The organism is Tenacibaculum litopenaei, from assembly GCF_964514025.1.
GTDB lineage: Bacteria > Bacteroidota > Bacteroidia > Flavobacteriales > Flavobacteriaceae > Polaribacter > Polaribacter litopenaei.
Map to the genome: position 1 here is coordinate 26,196 of NZ_CAZEQT010000007.1, position 18,297 is coordinate 44,492.

Below are 18,297 nucleotides of genomic sequence, written 5' to 3' on the forward strand. Positions count from 1 at the left end.
TTATTTCTTTAAAATTAACAGCGAAAAATACGGTATTTCTCTATCCATCAAATCTCGTATGTCCGTTGTTATAAACTCTTCTGCTGTTCCCAAGCGTTCGGCATAAAACAATTGCCACTGTTGGTGCATCAGCGCTTCATAAAATTCGTTCCAATTGGTTTTGACCTTCATCAAAATTAAGGTGTCAAATTTTTCAAAATACTCCTTAATAATCTCTAACGACTTCACTCTCGGGAGCACTCCCACCATATCGTTTAACAGACTCAAAGGAATTTGATGTTGCGAAGCTGCAAGACTGAATGAATTGACTCCCGGAATCAACTCAATTTCTGTATTTGCGGCCTGTAAATGTGCCAAAATGTAGGAAAACGATGCGTATAAACTCAGATCTCCTTCACAGACGATGACAATTTGCTTGCCTGCCTTTGCCTGAAGTACAATTTCTTGTGCTACCGTTTCGTACACTTTCTTTACCTGCGTACGATCGTCATCCATGTTTAAAAAAAAGCCTCGTAGTACTTCCTCTTTAATTCCGTGATATGTAAGTATCGGCAGCACATAACTTTTACGAACGCCTTTACTTATGGACCCAGGATAATACACTATATCGGCTTCTAGTAGGGCTTTCAGCCCTTTTAATGTCAATAATTCAGGATCACCTGGTCCCAAAGACACGCCTTTCACCATGAACCTATTCCGTTTTTTTCTTTTTTCTTTTGTACAAGAACAACTGCCATTTTTCTTCAGCGACTCCTTCCTTATCCATTTCAGCTCTCGACATAGTAAAAAATAAATCTGACAGGCGATTCACATAGGCCATAATATACTCTTCAACACATTCAGGATCTTCTTCCCAGAGGCTTACCAAATTGCGTTCCCCTCTTCGTATTTGTGTACGACATACATGACAGAGTGCTGAAATTTCATTTCCTCCTGGTAAGATAAAATAATCTGATGGAGAGCTAATTCCCGCCTCCAATTCATCTAACCACGCTTCGCAAAAGCTCGCTCCATCAATAGGTTTAGGATTTGGATTCACTTTTTTAGAATCTGACGGACGCGCCAGATGCGACATCATATCCATCATGTCTTTTTGAATGCGATGCAGATTCGCTTGCCACTCATGAGTTTCTCCGAGTTTTGCTCGGAGTAAGCCTATGGTTGAATTTACTTCATCTAAGGTACCTATACATTCAATTCTCGCCGAATTTTTAGCTGTTCTCTTCCCGCCAAAAACACCGGTTTTACCAGTATCTCCCTTTCTTGTATATATTTTCATCTCACTCTATATTATTTAAAAGACAGCTATTTACACAGCTGTCTTTATCTATACTTCAACACTTAATTTACTCTCTATAACTTTACTGAGTTCTTCTTCGTGCAAATGCTGCCCGATAATAACTAACTGGGTAGCTTGCTTCTCACCGTCTTTCCACTTTCTATCGAAATAATTTTCGAATCGATGAGCAACGCCTTGTACGATCATTCGCATCGGCTTATTTGCAACCTTAATGATTCCTTTAACTCTATAGATTTGATACTCTTTTACCAAGTCTTCTAATACTGATATGATTTGTTTTGGTGTATGAGGCACCTTTACCTCAATCACTACAGAATTGATATCGTCATCGTGGTCATGGTCATGGTCATGGTCGTGGTCGTGGTCATGATCATGGTGATGATGGTGGTGATGGTCTTCATGACGAGAGTGTTTCTCTTCGATAAAATCTTCAGCTTTGGCATCCAACCCTAACAACACATCTACCGGAATTGCACCTTTTACTGCTTCCACTACTTTTACAGAAGCTGCAACTTTTCCTGTAATAATTGCTTTCACTTCGTCAAAAGCCTCACGTTCAATCAAATCTGACTTGGTCATTAAAATAAGATCTGCACAAGACAACTGATCCTCGAATAATTCTTCGATTGACGATTCGTGATCCAAACTATCATCTTCAAGGCGTTGCGCTTGCACTTTTGCTCGATCGCAAATTTCACCAGTAGCTTGTCCTACACTGTCAACAACAGTAACCACAGCATCTACGGTAATTTGCGGCTTTAAATCTGGCCAATTAAATGCTCTTACCAAGGGTTTGGGCAGGGCTAATCCTGAAGTTTCAATAATAATGTGATCAATTTGATCTTTTCGTTCCATTAACTGGAGCATGGTAGGAAGAAATTCTTCTTGAACCGTGCAACACAAACATCCGTTGCTCAGTTCTAAAATATTCTCTTCTTCACAACCACAATCATTACCTTTCAAAATTTCTCCATCCATTCCGAGTTCACCAAACTCATTTACGATAATAGCCAATCGTCTTCCATTGGCATTTTTGGCAATTTGATGAATCAACGTGGTTTTTCCCGATCCTAAGAAACCTGTAATAATCGTTACAGGTATTTTTTTTGTTTGCATTTTATAATGTTGTATGTAGGTCTTCATTCCCTCTCGTGAAATGAAACCTGATTGTTATCTCAAATTATTTTTTCGCTTCCGTAAAGGTATCAAATAACAAAAACGCCTTCAATTTGTAATAGTCATGATCGAAATCACTCGGTTCAAAAACCGTTAACATTCTAGAAGCTACCCATTGCGGTGACAGATCCACTTGTTGGGTCATCTCCTTTCGTATGGCTTGTAATTTCTTTAAGGTACTCTTATTGTACAAGGCTTCGTCTTGATAAGCAACCTGCTCACATAGCTGTAAGCCTTTTAAATTTTTCTTTACTCCCATTTCTTTAACATAGGTCAAAAATGACTTTGATGGGTAGTTGATAAAATCTTCTCCTCGTCCTATAATTTTATAAAGCGCTAAGTAACTAGCCCCTTCTTTCGACAGTAATACATTTTCACGAATCAACTGATTTTCATAATCCTCAATTAACTGTTTCATTGCATTCCCTTTATCCTCAAAAGAGTTATAGGTACACTCCATTAATTTGTCTTCAAAAATTTCTTCTTTCTTCGCGTTACTTTTGCAGGCTCCGAAAGCGAGCAATGCGACTAGGGAATACTTAAAAACATTTTTCATGTGAATCATTTTTCTTGGTTAACTATTTATTTACAATTTCAAATATAACCACATATCTAATTCCAAAAAATAAATGCCGTCAAAAATTACCTATAGTACCTCTGGAATGCTTTTCAAATATACCTTACCCTACCTCAGAACACCTGAAGGGAAATTACACTTATTCCTTACCATAAATTAAAATTCACCTAACACCTCATCTTATATCCTACAGTACCTTTAAGCTAACAGTGTTACTGTTTCATTATTAAAAAGGACTTTCCTTTACCACGTGAAAACGTGGTTTTTTTATTCAGGGATTATAGGTAGTACTTCAGGGAAATCAAGTAGCATCGACATAGGAAATCACGGTATTTGATTTCAAGAAATTCTAAATTACCTTGCTGTTGTTGTAATACTAAGCGTAATTCAAAATCATTTATTATGACAACTGAAAGGTCCTTGTAGGGGAGGACCTTTTTTTTTATTCCATTCATCGATAAATACTTGCATTATGACGATGTTCGGTGTCCGCCGGACTAAAACAATCGAATCCTCCGCACTAAAACTTTACCTTTACCATGCGTTAATGTTTGAAAACAAGCCTTTTGGCTTGTCGAAGAGAGGTGTTGGTAACTACACCTCTTTTCTTTTAAAAAAATTTCCCCTAAAAGGAGTATCAACTACAACTATTGAACTCTTACAAGTATACATCATTAAGAAAGTAGTATAAAATGTTTGGTTTAGCTAAAGAACTTATTCATCCGAATAAGTTCTTTCTTTTTTTCACTCATTACATTAAAACTACCGTTCATCCGATGATTTCCACCACTCAGCTAATATTATTCGGTTCTTCTCCGAATGACTTCTATATTTGTACACGTATCAGAACAACTTGATACATTTTAAAGAAGTATTCATTTTTTGAAGGGTGTTTGAATACTTCTTTTTTTATTTCTACTCCACAATTCTCCTAAGTCACTATTGGTATAATTCCTTATTGTTTTGTTAACGAATCGTTATTATATTTGTTTACTATACTAAAGAACTCACCTGTCTTATGATTGCCTTTACTGTATTCGAAATACTACACCTCGAAACCATACAGCAGTTAATTCAAGACTTTCCTTATTACAGGAAAGAACTTTTCGAGTTTCATATCACCAAAATAGAATTGGACAGAGTTGAAAAAATCCGAGTTTCTCTTTCGGGTGAAGAGCGCGATGTACTCAATGTACTGAAAGCTATTGAACAAAAACTTGGCTAGTCATATGGCGGGCAGTAAGTATCCCTCCAACTACAATAGTAATTCGCTTATCGACAAAAACCTTCCTCTCAACCACATTTAACCCTAATAAACAAAGAGTTACCTTAATTTCGTAGTGTAATTCTTTACTAAGGAATCGGCTACCTAAGAAAGAATTTTTTGTGTAACTCAAAAATTAATTATCATGAAGGCAATTACTTTAAACCCCAAAAACTTAAATGTAGAACAGTGTCAATACGTAGCTTCTGAATACGCACATCTTTTGACTGAAGAAAATAACTGTGTGTATATCTATATGTCGAAAAACGTTCAAAACTCCGTTTTATGTCCAGTTTTCAATTTTCTAAGCATTTCTCCTTCATTGATAAAACTGAGTAAATTTCATTCATTTACCCATATTTTAAAATTCAGTACCTCTTCAATTTTTGACAAAAAGTTACTGTTTATGAAACTAAACCATCTCATGTGCAGTTCCCCAAAGCAGGGTATCTTACTTTGTGACGAATTCCATTTTGTAGAGTGTTAATCCCAAAACCCCTAATAAACACACCCCTATTTTACCCTACCCAACTAATGGTTAACCCTGAGTTTTTTTTCAGGGTTTTTGCGTATTGGATAATTAGACAATTGCTTATACATTTGAAATGAGTTATTATTTGATTTCTTATTATTATAAATTAATTAAATTATTAACACCCTTCTAACAAGAAAAACCTCTGTTTACAGAGGTTTTTTTTATTTTTTTAATAAAATCACTAACAATATTTCAAAGCCACTCAACTTCAAAAACTGACGTTTCAACTAATACTACCTCCTTTTTCCCTGTAGTATCCGTACCTTGCTATCACAGAAAACTACTACTGACAACACTACTTACTCCCCCCTAGTTTTACCAATTAAATTTCAGCGGAGTGAACGTACAACCACAACATAGAAACATACTTCTCAAACATACCTCTAGAGAAGACCATAAAATTCGTTACAAATGGGTAAGTAAGGAAATTGCTTCACTTTTAGTTGCCTCAAGCAGACTAACAGGAGAGTTTTGTTATGCCCCACGATATATTTTTTATTGGTACAAACTACTACAGTTCATCAATAGAAACTAAAAAAAACACTTCCATTAGAGAAGTATTTGCTCGATTTTTTAAAACATTTTGTAAGTACTTTTCCTACATTTCGTCTATAGATAATATACCATTCAACTATTTTTCGCGACATGTTTCGCAAATTGGTTGTATTTTTGGTATGATTTTAAAAAATAGAGTTTATCATTTTTTAGAAGTTTGGTTAGTTTTTGAAGAGTAGTTGGCAACAACTACTCTTCTCTTTTTGCCACAGATTACGGTTTTGTACGTATTGGAGAAACCCTCCTTGTAGGAATTTGTACGGTAAACGTCGGGACGCGTTCTGCTTGATGACAATTGTTACAATTGATTCTCATCATTTGGAAATTGGACATAAACAATTGCTTATCACCTTTTTTTACTGCTTTCTTAACCTCCGGAACCACATAGTTAAGAAAGTTATCGGCCGAAGTCCTGCGCTTTGGACGACGTTGCAATCCGAGTACTATGGCTTTCTTTATTTTAGACAGTTGATAATTTGCGTACTCCCAGTTTTCATCCTGACCTGCCCAATACAATTCCTGGTAACGATATCCTACCTCTACCATTGTTTTATCAAACCCTCTAAATTGACTTTCTATTGTTTTTAACTTTTCCTTTGCCGACCCTTGGATCCACTTACCTTGCACTGGCTGATAGCTAACCTGTTGTTTGCAAGCAAGTAGTACACTCCCTAAAAAACAAACACACACTATCTTAATCATCCTTTTCATCATTACAAACTATTGATATAGGTTTTTACTATCTGAAGCCCTTCCTGATCTACTACTGTAGTCCCTATCCAGGGCATTTCACCACTACTGATTACATTGATTATTTTTGATTTCTTGTCCAGGATTCTCGTAGTTCCTATTGGTGTGGTATATCTGAAATCGTAACGTTTTCTTGCCGCTTTGGGAAAACCTGCCGGATTGTGGCAATGTGCACAGTTCATTTCTAAATACGCTCTACCTCGTTCTTGTATGCTACGTTGCTGGTCGAGATAATTGGGTAAGCTCGGAACGCTATGGTGATCGAAATTTGAAAGCAAGCCTTTATTTTGAAAATACAGGAGTTGATTAATGGTTTGACCATTACGCTGAACTTCCTTATTCATATTAGTTAAGGTTGGTCCTAAGGGCATAACGGATGCCGCAGTCTGATGGCACGTGGTACAGTCTCGTTCAGAAGGCACTTTATAACTCACCGTTCGAGCTTGACCGTTGGCTGTGGTCCAACTAACGGACTTTGTTAGCCCATCTAATTTCAAATGAGCTTCCGTTTGTACATCATTCCACACATAAGTCGCTACATTCCATTGATCTGCAGCTTTTATCAACAAACGTGTTTCGATTAATTTTTTTCCTAGGTTGGGGTCGCGATCGTCTTTGAAGTAGTAAAATGTTTTGACCAAAATAGTTCCATTTGGAAAACTAGGAACCCCATTGTCCAGTTTCGTAATTTCTCCTCCCGGAGGAAGTTTTACCAGTCGCTGCTTTTGAGCGTAATTCACAAACAATGAAGAGGACAGTTCTATGCGTTCGAACCCACTGGTCGGGATCAGGTCTGTGGGATTTCCTCGATAAATATTATAGGCCGCTAGTACCGGTTCAAAATTCACTGTACTGGGTGCTTTTATATAGCCAGGGTCATTAGAACAGCTTATGCTAAACCCTATTAAAAGAGCACAATAGCTCCCTATTTTTCTGATTATTTTCATCTTGTCGTTTTTTGTTCGTACGAAGAACCTATAAACGACGAGCAAACTCAAAAAAAATCTGTCAGCAGTTCTAGATTTTCTGTAAAAAAAAGAGGAGATGTACACATCTCCTCTATCAAAACTAAATAAAAACGGTTATAGTGAATTTACAAATGCTAATAACTCGTCTCTTTCCGTCTTGGAAAGCTTTTTAAAATTTTCTTTTGCCAATCGTCCTTCTCCACCATGCCATAAGATTGCTTCCGTGATATTTCTCGCTCGTCCGTCATGTAAAAAATTCGTATGCCCATTCACTACTTTTGTCAAACCAATCCCCCACAAGGGACGCGTTTTCCATTCTTGACCATCGGCCAAAAAATCAGCTCTGCCATCAGCCAACCCGGGCCCCATATCGTGAACCAATAAATCGGTATACGGCCAAATAGTTTGATTAGCCAAAGCGCTAATACTCGCTGTCTTGGTTTCTTGCTTTGGCGTGTGACAGGCTGCGCATTGTAATTGATTGAACAAGGTAGCTCCTCGCTGTACCTTCGGATCGGTGAGATTTCTGGCGGCAGGTACTCCTAAAGTCTGACTGTATAAGGTTACCTGTTTTAGAACGAGCGGAGAAATTTCTGGATCATCGGCAAATCCATCCAAAGGACTGTCTTTCGCAAACAATTCATTGGTTACTCCCATATCTTCATGATAGGCTGTTGCTGTTTGCACCCGTAAAGTACTGGTATTGGCCTTCCATCCAAACCTACCGAGCTCTAGGTTGCCAGACTCTGGATTTACCACGTAGTTAGCCTTTCCTGAGATACCATCACCATCACTATCTGACTCATCAACTCTACTCAGAATTGCGGCCTCTGGTATGGCTTCTAACAAGCCCAACCCGAAGACAGGAGGAGCTATTCTAGGTGAAATCTCGATCTGTTGTATGGGTGCGTATTCATTGCGATACGAGAATACAGGTTTTCTCAAAACGACCACAGTACCATCGGCAAAGCGCTCTTCTACAGGTGACCATTGCACCGTATATTCCATTTCTGGCTGAAAACCAATCACAGCTTGATTTTGGGCCTGTGTTCCATAGCCAGGAACAGGTAAAGGTCCTTGGCTTGTCGAATTACCGGCAGAAATACGGTATAAAAGTCCACTCGGCGCCTTTAAACTTGTCGGGAAGGCCGGTCTACCATCTCGAGGATGACAGGCCACACAATTACTATTGTTGAACAAAGGCCCCAGTCCAGGGTTTGTAGGTGATCCTGCTGTTACAAAGGTATTCTCAAATTCAGCATCTCCTGCCAAGTGCATTTCTAGATTCGCTCCTACCAAATTCGGAGCAGGTGTTTCAAAAGCAAACGACGTCACCGAAAATACGGTAGTTGCTCCTCCCGCCAGTTCGCGCTCACGAATATCCGTAAGTGGTGTATAGCTAGTGTCATCAGTTTCGGATGAACAGCTCCAAAAAGTTCCTAAAAGAACTAGGTATATATATTTTTTCACTTCTTGTATTCTTGCGTTTTTAGTTTGCTTATAACTTGTTCACTACGGGCTTCAACTGATTTTCAATAGTATTGAACAAGGTATTTACCTTTGCCTGCGCTGCTTTTACAGATTCTCGATTCGATATAATTGCTTGAGTAAAGGTTCCGGGAATTCGATCTATACTTTGAATAGCCTCTTCTATTTGTTGTTTTATCAGACGATCTAGATTGGTATGGTCACTGCCAATGGCCTCAGAAATTCCTCCGAGGTAAATATTTTTAATACTGATAATGTTATTTACAAAATCGGCCTTAGAGTTATGAGCAAATCTCGATTCTTCCTGATCTGGAGCTGCCTGCCCATTAGCTCCATTCAGAGGTGTTTCAATCTTCGCATTCGCCACCTCATCTGCTATTACTGCAATACCATCAGTAATCTCTTGTAAAACGTTGCGCTGAGAAGCGTAATTAGCAGAAGGTAATTGTAAAAACTGATTGGCAAAATTACCGCTACCTGCTGTCCAGCCGTGGTACAATTTAGCTGTATTTGCTTGTAAATTCTTGGTCGCCGCTTGGAGATATTCAATTTCTCTGGTGGTGAGTTCGGAGGCTTTTTTTGTTCCATCAATCCCCCAAAGTAGGTATTCAATTGTATGGAACCCTTTGGCATTGTTGTTCTGTCCGGCCAAAAAGGTCGCTGTAATCGGCGTATTTCCGGACAATACCGTATTTAGGAACGTCAAATCTAAGGGCCATGAATCTATTGCTGGATCAATCCCTTCTGTATCTACTGGGCCATACAAAAATCCTTCTGATTGTTCCCAAGGTGAGCGAGTTTCTCTCCAAGCTGTTCTTACGGCTTCTAATGCCGTTGTATTACCAACAGTTAAAAGGGCTCCTTTTACAATCAAATTTTGTGCTTTTGTATCCAATTCTTTATACGTTGAAATTATCACAGTATTCGTAATACTCTTAATTGACGTGGAATAATCCTTCTGATTCTCTAATGCTTTACTCGGTGTATCACTGGTACACGCCGTTCCTACAAAAAGACTAAGTAGCGCGACACCTGCGCTTTTTAAAAAAAAATTCATGCTAGTATTCATTTTATCATTCATTTATTAAAAGGTAAATCCTATTCCCATAGAAAATACCTTATCAGTTTGATTTCGATTCATATCCACACTGGTTACTGGATCAATATGTTTAGAGCCAAGAGTTTTGTGAGCGTAATGCGCTTTGAGAATAATGCCTTTATGCACAAACCAATTTACACCACCAGTAACTACGCTTCGCTGCCAACGAGGGTTATCAACTACGCCATCACTAACACTGAACATGGTATCGTAAAAATCATAGCGTACAAAAGGATAGACGCTCATAAGTATTTTTTTCTTCAAAAAATACGGCAGTACGTCATAGCCAACTTCTGCAGCAATTCCGACGGCACTGCGCGCTACTGGAGTCCTTTTCACACCGAGTTTATTTGATAAACTCGCATTGAAATACGATACTGCATTGGCATTTCCTAAACCGCCCCAAAGAGCCGTTGTAGCTAAGCGCCAATTCCCTTCATTATAGGATAGGTGGACTTCCCATAGCTCCACAAAAGCATCTACATCCATATCATTTTTCGGGCGATTTCCTCTAGAATTCCCAAAATAGCTACTGAAACCGACGAAAGTATTCTTATGCGTACCGAAGAGGTAATCCCATCGGGTAGCGAAGGCAAAATTCTCAGCGTTTACCAACTCAAATCGGGTTTGATGCCCATCTCTTATAAAATGTTGACTGTTAAATCCGGTAGCATCCAAACCGTTCACAAAAGCGAGGTGATAACGAATGCGTTTGTTCCACAAGTATCCGTAAATATCTATCCCCGTTTCATACCATCCTAAGGGGAGTAATTGATTTTCCATCTCAGGTCGATAAGTAGTAAAATACTCATCAGGAGTATCCAAATTTTGAGCGAGCCCAAACTGTAACTTGAAGCGACCTAATTTGACATTGAAATATTCTTTTAAGGCAAAATTTATATATACTTGTTCGAGCTTTACCTCACCACCAGTAGCAATTTCCTGTTCAAACTCTCCTCCTTCTTCAAAAGTTTCCAATTCCAACGAAGCTCCGGTACCTCCATGCTCAAACTCGAACTCTGTTTTTAAGGAGATCATCGGAGAAAATTGATAATCTAAATACAAATTCAGGCGCTCTGGATCTATGGTGTTTTTCTGATTCGGATTGGTATCGAAATCATTGTTATAATAGTGTATGGCCCCATATCCTCTCAACTTAAAACTACTCCATCTAAGTAGGTTCGGCGCCAGTTCGGTAGGTAAGACGTTCGATTGTGATTGTTGGGCTCTCAAGGAACTAGCTAACAACACTAGCGCTACTCCCCAGATAAACTTTTGCTTCATTATTTTTATTTAGATTTGATTTTCTTTTTGTTTTCGAAGGCAAAAGACCGAGCATCTTTTCAAAAAGTAAAAAACAATCAATGAATCCCCTCCCTTTATCTGTGAAACTAGGCGGTAGTAGTTCATTGAAAAAATAAGCGTTTACACTGAAGAATTGGAGGTTTCAACTGAACTACAACGAAATACCTTACTAAATCTCGTATTTTTGTTAGCATGAAAATTTGGAAACAACAATTAGCTATATGGCTAGCCTACAGCATTTCTTTATATAGTTTTTTTGAATATCTCACAGATACGATTACTGCAATTGTCCATGTAGCCAGCTTTGTAGGTACTCAACTCATCGCCTACTACAGCAATACGCGTATAGTACTGCCTCATTTTTTTGAACAAAAACGGTTTGGGTTGTACGTACTACTCAATATGATACTACTCATTTTTGGTTCCATAGTCACCTCCATTTCAGAGCAATTTACTCCTGAAGCTCTAACTAATATCAACGGTGATTCTGCGCTTATTCATTATGAATCTCCGTTTGCTCTTGAACCCTTAATAGCGCATGCCATGCCCAGTTTTATCGCTATTTTTATCGCTTTTGTGATTTTTCAGCACCGCAAAAAAGCCATTAGAGACCAGCGCGACTTGGCCCTTATCAAGGCTGAGAAAAACTTTCTCGTACAACAATTAAATCCTCATTTTTTATTCAATACACTCAATAATATTTATTCCTTGACTTCTAGTAATAACCCAAAAGGAGCAGCTGCCGTCATGACCTTATCAAAATTGTTGGACTATTCCTTATACGGTACAAAAAAAGAATTCGTTCCAATAGCAAAGGAAATTCAGGCTATTGAAAATTTCATCAATCTCTTCAAACTAAAGGACGATAGTATTCAACGGATTTACCTGGAAGTTACTAAAGTAGATCGCAATTTTTCTGTAGCACCACTATTAATGCTTCCCATCGTTGAAAATGCCCTAAAACACGGTGATTTGGAACAGACCTCTACTGGATACGTTGCTATTACAATTACTTCTGATGAAAAACACCTATACTTTACCTGTGAAAACAGTTATGCTCTTCCTAAAAAAGTAGATCAAACAGGGGGTATCGGTATCAAAAACATTCAGCGAAGACTCGCTATTATATACCCAGGCAAGCACGCATTTAAGATAACAAGTGCTTCCAATAAATTTTCAGTATCCCTAACTATAGATACCTATGGAGCTTAAATGCATTATCATTGACGACGAGCAACCGGCTCGTGAACTCTTAGAAAATTACTGTGCTCGACTGGAGCATATCAAGGTGTTGGGAAGTTATAAATCGGCCATAGAAGCCCATAGTGTTTTAAAAGCTACCGACATCGATTTATTACTTTTAGACATACAAATGCCTGACATCTCTGGAATTGATTTTTTACGGTTACTGCAACCTCAGCATACGAAGGTAATCTTTACCACTGCGTATCGTGATTACGCCTTGGACGGATACGAACTGGATGTCGTTGACTACTTGCTTAAACCCATAGAGTTCCATCGGTTTTTCAAAGCTATCGAAAAAGTAAAAATTTTACAGCGCCGTCAGGATGCACCTGAAATTGGAAGTGGGGACCCTAGGTATTTATCTATCAAATCGGGGAAGCGGATGTATCGAGTTCCTACTAAGGACATCAGCTATATAAAATCGGAAAACGAATATGTAAAGTACGTAACCAAGACTATGGGAAGTATTCTTGAACACGGAGCGTTAAAGGATCTCGAATGTCAATTATCACCTATTGAGGGTTTTATAAGGGTTCACAGGTCTTATATCATTAATACTGCCTTTATTGCCTATGTAGAGGGAAATCGGATTATGATTGAAGGCGAATTCATTCCGATAAGTGAGCGTTATAAATCAAGTTTTTTTAAATTATGGCAAGGTTAGTCTTCAAATATACATTTCAATAAAAAGAGGCCTCTAACCCTGTTAGAGACCTCTAAACCCCTAAAATAATAATTAGCCCAAAACCTAGACTGACTATGGGCGCAATGTATATCGAAATCTTCCAATCAAGAAAGACAACGTCAAAAGTGGTCTACGCTGTGTAACAAACGTATTGATTTAAAAGCGTAATCGTTTTTTGAGTTCATCTTTTCTACGTTTTGCCAAAGGCATTAGACTCCCGTTACTCATGAGGCAATAACTATCCTTTTTCTTATCAATTTTAATTAGAAAATTGAGATTAATAATATGAGAGTTGTGAATTCTAAAAAAGGTTTGACTGCCCAGGAGCTTCTCGTATTCTCCCAAATTTTTACACGAAACAATTTCTTCTCCATTTTTAAGACAAATTATAGTATACCTACCCAACGAAGAGCAACTTATGATATCCATCTCTTTTACAAGGGCGATTTCATTCTGAGATGAAATAGCTATGCTCTTTTTAAAATAATACCCATAGGCAATCATCTTTCTAAAATAATCGTGTAAATCATAAACAAACAACTCGTGTTTTTTGTAATACTGGTGAACCTTTTGCATGGTTTGTCCAACAACCTTAACATTAAAAGGCCTGAGAAGGTAGCCCAGGGTATCGAAATTCAAGGCTTCAAAGGCATGTGTCTTATCTTCCGCCATAAATACGATTTGAAAATCGTACTCCGTTAGCGAACTCAGAAAATCAAACACCAAATGTTCCTTCCATACAACATCTATAAAAATGAGTTTGGGTCGCTCTTTGTTAATTCGGTTAGACGCTTCTTCTAAATTTGTAACCACTTCAATTACCTGTAAGAATGGGCAATATCGAAGCAACAAATTTTCTATCGACTTCTCGCTGTTTTCCGGACTTTCCACTACGATTGTTTTGACATACTCAGTCATGCTTAGCTATGTTTTGTTATTAATACTAAAAGTCATGTATAATTACTGTGCTCAGTCGGTATCTCATCGACAGAACTTCTGAAGAAAATAGTTAGCTAGTACAGAAAAATTTCAAAGCAATTTACACGTACCACAAAAGTAGACTCCTTTGAGGGCTAGTGCGTTTTAAATGTAATCTAAGTGTAATCTGATGTAATTTACGAAAAATAATCCTAACAACCTCTTGCTCTTACAACTCTTTACTGCTAGAACTTCAGAACCGTACCAACGGCTGTTCATCTCAACATAGATTGCCCCAAAGCACCGAATATCCAAAAAGAAAAACGGAATAGCCAATTGGCCACTCCGTTTTTCTTTTCTGTTATAAATAATTCAATTAAATTTTAGCTATTCGGGTAATTCTGGTTTTTGAATTCGGAATGCTGGAGCTGATATGCTTTCTAAAAAAGCGGTAATATTTTCAATATCCTCTTTTGTCAATTCCGTTTTTACCAACAAACGAGATGTAGTCGGAAAGAGTGAATCGTTCTTTTGATGCGCTCTTCGTCTCGGTCTTGGCATCCCGTTGCTATACATGGTCAAAATCCCTTCCATTTTATCAAACAGCCCATTGTGCATCCAAGGTCTGGTTCGCATCACATCGCGTAAACTCGGGGTTTTAAACCTTCCGATATCTTCCGCCTTTTTAGTCACGTTATACCTTCCTAGGTCTTCGTATTTTCTTCCGTAGTAGGTAAGTCCTACATTGTGAAAAGATTCATCAGAAAATAACGGTCCGTTATGGCAATTCATGCACCTCGCCTTGGTTCTGAATAAATGCAGTCCTTTAAGTTCTTTTGCATTGAGCTTTTCTCTCCCTAGTAAAAAACGATCGAACTTTGATTTTCTGCTGATCAATGATCGTTCAAAAGTTGCAATGGCATAAGCGATATCATCGATGGAGATCGCATCTTTTTGCAAGAGCTCTCGAAACGATTTTTTATATCCTTCTATGCTGTTTACTCTGGCCACCACAGTATCTAGAGAGGTATTCATCTCTACAGGGTTTTGCATAGGACCGAGTACCTGCTCTTCGATAGAGTTGGCTCGTCCATCCCAAAAAAGCGATTTCTTATACGATAAGTTAAGTACTGTGGGTGCATTTCTTCTACCTTCTTTTAAAAATGCTCCCATAGAAACTCTTCGGTTATCCGTATAATTTTGATCTGGATGATGACACGAGGCACAGGCTATCTGTTTCGACTGTGACAATCGTGCATCAAAAAACAATTGTTTCCCCAATTGAATCAGTGCCTTGCTCGGAGTATTCCCATTGGGATACTTCGGACTCGGTAGTACTCCTAATTCGCGATGTGCTACCGTACTATCGAGAGTCGGTTTAGGCCACTGATCGGTTGGTTTTTGATAAGTGTTCAGTAGTAATTCGTATTCTGTTGGTTTTGCCTTACAGCTCATCAATACTAGCCCTATAAATAAGCTATAGATTATTTTTTTCACTTAATGGTTACTTGAATATTAATAAGTTATTGTTACGTATGCTTGTGTTAGTTGTTGAATTCTGCCTGTTTGTAATGGTAAGTTAAGAGCCGACAGAAACCCTTTCCCTTTTACTTTTACTTTTACTCCAAAATCGACATAAGTGGCATGTTTAAATTGGTATTGATATCCCAGTTGAAGTTCTCCTTGCACTTGCTTCGCAGTTTCCAAGGCAACAAATGGTGCAATCTCCTGGTCTACTAGGGTATTCCTCAGGCTAAACAACTGTTGTTTTGACAGGTTAATTCGTCCTCCTAAAGAGGCACGCCCGTATAATTTCGCTGATTTGTTAACCGCTATATCGCTACTGTAAAAAACAGTAAGTGCTGCATTGGTATACTTAAAGCTATTTAATACCTGATAATCTTTTTTTTGCAACTGGTGCAAACCAAGCTGAGTTCCATAATTTGCCGTAACTGAACTTGCAGAACGCGTTACTTTTTGATATCCTGCTTTGGCCTCCCAAAACCTAGCATCGTAATTTTTACCTTGGGTACTCACCTTATAATTGTTTCCGGTAGAAAAAACTCCTGACAGGTCGAATTGCTGGCCATTGCCAAAGTCGTAATACTGAAACTTTGCTCTGGTAGTATTATAGGTATAAGTTCCTAGTAAATAACGATCATTGGCCGTAGTTAGCGAATTGTAAAACTTATTGGTTCCTCTTTTAAATTCCGCTTTTGCATGCCAACGAACCTCCTTGTCGGTTTTCATTACGGAAGCCCCAAAACCCGCTCTCGATTCGTAGCTCGTATGATCGAGGCCAATGGCTGTTTCTATACTTCCTAGCCCAAAGGCACTTCGCAAAAACAGGTCTACGTTTACGGGAATATTGAAGTAACTAGCTTCTCCGTCATAAATAATATCACTTTCTTCAGTGATAACACCATAGGTTCCGTGGACTCCGACAGTAAAGCTGGATAACTTCCAAAAAAGCCCTAGTTCTCCTTCAATAAACATGCTTAAAATCCTCGGTTTGGGTTGGATGGTTTTGTAAAACTGACTTGTTTGATACTTTCCTCCTAGCTTTGCAAAAAATGTATCAGAACTGACAGGAAACACCAAGGCTCCATTGAGTTTAAACAATTGATTATTCCAGTCTCCTAAAGCATAGGCTAGCTTTTTAAACGGTGTGCTCTCCGCCTGGTTCCAAAAATTTGTACGATTGGTCAGGTTAAATCCATGCCCTTTTTCAAAGTTCTTAACATAACTCATATCTCCTACCAACAGAGCACTTTTCAACCTATAAATCCCGGTAGCTTCTAAGTTAAGATCTGTTACCTTTTCTGCATTCGCGGCGCTGCGGACAAAACGATGTTCTTTTGCTACCGTAAATCGTGCGAGGGTGTATTCCGCAATTGGTGAATTGCGATACAACTCAGGATTTTCATGAAAATTCTGTTGTATGGTTTGATAAAAATAATGCGGATAATCTCTTTGAATTCGCAAACTATCTTGCGCTTGGACCACACTTACCACACCTAATAAAAGAAGTAAAATTCGTTGTTTCATACGGTTGTAAAAAACGCAGTCAATTCAAAAAATTGACTGCGTAGTAGTTTTATTTCCACCCTCCAGGAACTGGAACGTCGATTACTGAAAAATCGTTATCTGAATTATTTGTGTCTTGTAACACTTTTCTTCCACCAAAAGTTTGAGCAACCTTTCTGATCACTGCTTGTGATGAATAATGTCCTTTTGCTACAGAAGCCACTCCGGCATCCAATGAAGTATCTAATCTTCTAGGAGAACGTCGTGCTGGATCAGGTCTATTCGTTTCAACAGCATCGATAATATCACTGTTTGGAATCTGTAAATATTTTCTAGTAGTTGCTGTAACCGTAGTTGTTTGTGGATTTGGTAACCTTTCTAAGCTCGCAAAGTCTTTTGTTCTAAAAATCACAAATGAATCTCTACCTAATGGATCTAAAATCATTTCTCTCGCATTTAAGTGATACGCTACTTCCACGTTAGGTACTGACGGATTATCGATATCTGTATCTAAAGGCGTTTTTCCTATAGAGTTTAAGTGTGCAATCAAATTCACCTCAAACTGCGCTCCACTGAGGTCAACAGTCAATGCTGGATTGTTTACACTGTAGGTTTTTCCTCCAACTACTAAAGGTTGTTTGTGGTTGATTGCTGTAGCGGCAATGACAATGCTCTCACCTGCTTTAATAGGATGTTGCTTTCCAGTCCCAGGAATTTTATACACGTGATCTGCATACACATAGTCAGTATTTGACTTGGCTCCTTTGGTTTGTCCAATAGATTTAGTCCAGTCGAATTGTCCATTAGCTAAGGTATACGCCTTAACAGAAGTTGTTGTTCTACCGTACAACTGTCCAAAATACAATCCGTCAGCATAAATGGTTTCGTTTGAATTGTTGTAAATTTCTACAAACATATCTCTAAATCCAGCTCCCTCTCTTAAATCAGAACCTGCGTAATAAATTTGCTTGAATAACAAATCACCAATTCGAGAAGTCTTTAACTCCACACTGTGGTTTGGTGAATTTTTTTGAATACTAATATTGTCTTTTGCTCCACTAAAGTTTACTTTGTCTTGCGCAGCTGCCGTACCAAAAAATGTCAAATACTGGGCTTTGGTAAATTCAATTGTAGCAGAAATATTATACACTCCTGGGTTTACCGATCCGAACTTTACTTCACCAGCGGCATCTGTTTGTGCCATATAGGTACTACCATTGCTCACTCCTGATAACTTTACCGTTACTCCTTCAATTGCCTTGTTAGCAAAAGCCTCTCCGAAGTTGGCAGTAATAGTAGCACTAACGGGCTCGATAACTGGGGTGTCTTCACTACATGAAATAAACCCAATACTGGTTAGCAATACTAAGATTACTAATTTACTTACGTTTCTCATTGTTTATCT

The 18,297-nt window shown here is 38.3% G+C and carries 16 protein-coding genes; 3 read left to right on the top strand and 13 right to left on the bottom strand.

The genetic code is table 11. The features are described from left to right. From cobI to ACKTS5_RS14810, 4 genes are all read right to left on the bottom strand, one after another. The gene (gene cobI, locus ACKTS5_RS14795) at nt 1-687 is read right to left on the bottom strand and encodes a precorrin-2 C(20)-methyltransferase (RefSeq protein ID WP_408044667.1); all 687 of its coding nucleotides are present in this window, start codon (nt 685-687) and stop codon (nt 1-3) included. Nucleotides 688-691: 4 nt separating this feature from the next. Then, the gene (locus ACKTS5_RS14800; protein ID WP_408044668.1) at nt 692-1,279 is read right to left on the bottom strand and encodes a cob(I)yrinic acid a,c-diamide adenosyltransferase; all 588 of its coding nucleotides are present in this window, start codon (nt 1,277-1,279) and stop codon (nt 692-694) included. Between the two features lie 48 nt (nt 1,280-1,327). Further along, nucleotides 1,328-2,416, bottom strand: a complete 1,089-nt coding sequence (gene cobW, locus ACKTS5_RS14805; RefSeq protein WP_408044669.1) for a cobalamin biosynthesis protein CobW — start codon at nt 2,414-2,416, stop codon at nt 1,328-1,330. Nucleotides 2,417-2,480: 64 nt separating this feature from the next. Continuing rightward, entirely contained in the window at nt 2,481-3,032 is a 552-nt protein-coding gene (locus tag ACKTS5_RS14810; protein ID WP_408044670.1) for a hypothetical protein, read from the bottom strand. Nucleotides 3,033-4,071: 1,039 nt separating this feature from the next. Here ACKTS5_RS14810 and ACKTS5_RS14815 point away from each other — a divergent pair. Beyond that, nucleotides 4,072-4,278 (top strand): hypothetical protein, encoded by a 207-nt coding sequence (locus ACKTS5_RS14815; RefSeq protein ID WP_408044671.1) that lies wholly within the window; start codon nt 4,072-4,074, stop codon nt 4,276-4,278. Nucleotides 4,279-5,620: 1,342 nt separating this feature from the next. On the opposite strand, the gene ACKTS5_RS14820 is transcribed toward ACKTS5_RS14815, so the two are convergent. The 5 genes from ACKTS5_RS14820 to ACKTS5_RS14840 all read right to left on the bottom strand — a co-directional run bounded on the left by ACKTS5_RS14820 (nt 5,621) and on the right by ACKTS5_RS14840 (nt 10,996). Beyond that, nucleotides 5,621-6,109 carry a hypothetical protein gene (locus tag ACKTS5_RS14820; protein ID WP_408044672.1) on the bottom strand — a complete coding sequence of 163 codons (489 nt, stop codon included), beginning with the start codon at nt 6,107-6,109 and terminating at the stop codon, nt 5,621-5,623. A gap of 11 nt (nt 6,110-6,120) precedes the next feature. Then, complete coding sequence (locus tag ACKTS5_RS14825; RefSeq protein ID WP_408044673.1) at nt 6,121-7,104, bottom strand: hypothetical protein; 984 nt, start codon at nt 7,102-7,104, stop codon at nt 6,121-6,123. A gap of 135 nt (nt 7,105-7,239) precedes the next feature. After that, nucleotides 7,240-8,595 carry a di-heme oxidoreductase family protein gene (locus ACKTS5_RS14830; protein WP_408044674.1) on the bottom strand — a complete coding sequence of 452 codons (1,356 nt, stop codon included), beginning with the start codon at nt 8,593-8,595 and terminating at the stop codon, nt 7,240-7,242. A gap of 28 nt (nt 8,596-8,623) precedes the next feature. Then, nucleotides 8,624-9,670: an imelysin family protein gene (locus tag ACKTS5_RS14835; protein ID WP_408044675.1), complete on the bottom strand. Its 1,047-nt coding sequence runs from the start codon at nt 9,668-9,670 to the stop codon at nt 8,624-8,626. A gap of 27 nt (nt 9,671-9,697) precedes the next feature. Continuing rightward, a complete protein-coding gene (locus tag ACKTS5_RS14840) occupies nt 9,698-10,996 on the bottom strand; it encodes an autotransporter outer membrane beta-barrel domain-containing protein (protein WP_408044676.1) in 1,299 nt (432 codons plus the stop codon). A gap of 213 nt (nt 10,997-11,209) precedes the next feature. Here ACKTS5_RS14840 and ACKTS5_RS14845 point away from each other — a divergent pair, with 213 nt between their 5' ends. Both ACKTS5_RS14845 and ACKTS5_RS14850 read left to right on the top strand, forming a co-directional pair. After that, entirely contained in the window at nt 11,210-12,229 is a 1,020-nt protein-coding gene (locus ACKTS5_RS14845) for a sensor histidine kinase (RefSeq protein WP_408044677.1), read from the top strand. Further along, nucleotides 12,219-12,926 carry a LytR/AlgR family response regulator transcription factor gene (locus ACKTS5_RS14850; protein WP_408044678.1) on the top strand — a complete coding sequence of 236 codons (708 nt, stop codon included), beginning with the start codon at nt 12,219-12,221 and terminating at the stop codon, nt 12,924-12,926. The genes ACKTS5_RS14845 and ACKTS5_RS14850 overlap by 11 nt, the downstream gene beginning before the upstream one ends. 177 nt (nt 12,927-13,103) lie before the next feature. Here ACKTS5_RS14850 and ACKTS5_RS14855 read toward each other — a convergent pair whose 3' ends face one another. The 4 genes from ACKTS5_RS14855 to ACKTS5_RS14870 form a co-directional block, all read right to left on the bottom strand. Next, nucleotides 13,104-13,865 carry a LytR/AlgR family response regulator transcription factor gene (locus ACKTS5_RS14855; protein WP_408044679.1) on the bottom strand — a complete coding sequence of 254 codons (762 nt, stop codon included), beginning with the start codon at nt 13,863-13,865 and terminating at the stop codon, nt 13,104-13,106. 387 nt (nt 13,866-14,252) lie between these two features. Beyond that, on the bottom strand, nt 14,253-15,362 hold the full coding sequence (locus ACKTS5_RS14860; protein ID WP_408044680.1) for a cytochrome-c peroxidase: 1,110 nt from the start codon (nt 15,360-15,362) through the stop codon (nt 14,253-14,255). An 18-nt stretch (nt 15,363-15,380) separates the two neighbouring features. Further along, the gene (locus ACKTS5_RS14865) at nt 15,381-16,913 is read right to left on the bottom strand and encodes a DUF6850 family outer membrane beta-barrel protein (protein WP_408044681.1); all 1,533 of its coding nucleotides are present in this window, start codon (nt 16,911-16,913) and stop codon (nt 15,381-15,383) included. A 49-nt stretch (nt 16,914-16,962) separates the two neighbouring features. Then, a complete protein-coding gene (locus tag ACKTS5_RS14870) occupies nt 16,963-18,288 on the bottom strand; it encodes a DUF4876 domain-containing protein (RefSeq protein ID WP_408044682.1) in 1,326 nt (441 codons plus the stop codon). Between the last annotated feature and the right edge of the window lie 9 nt (nt 18,289-18,297).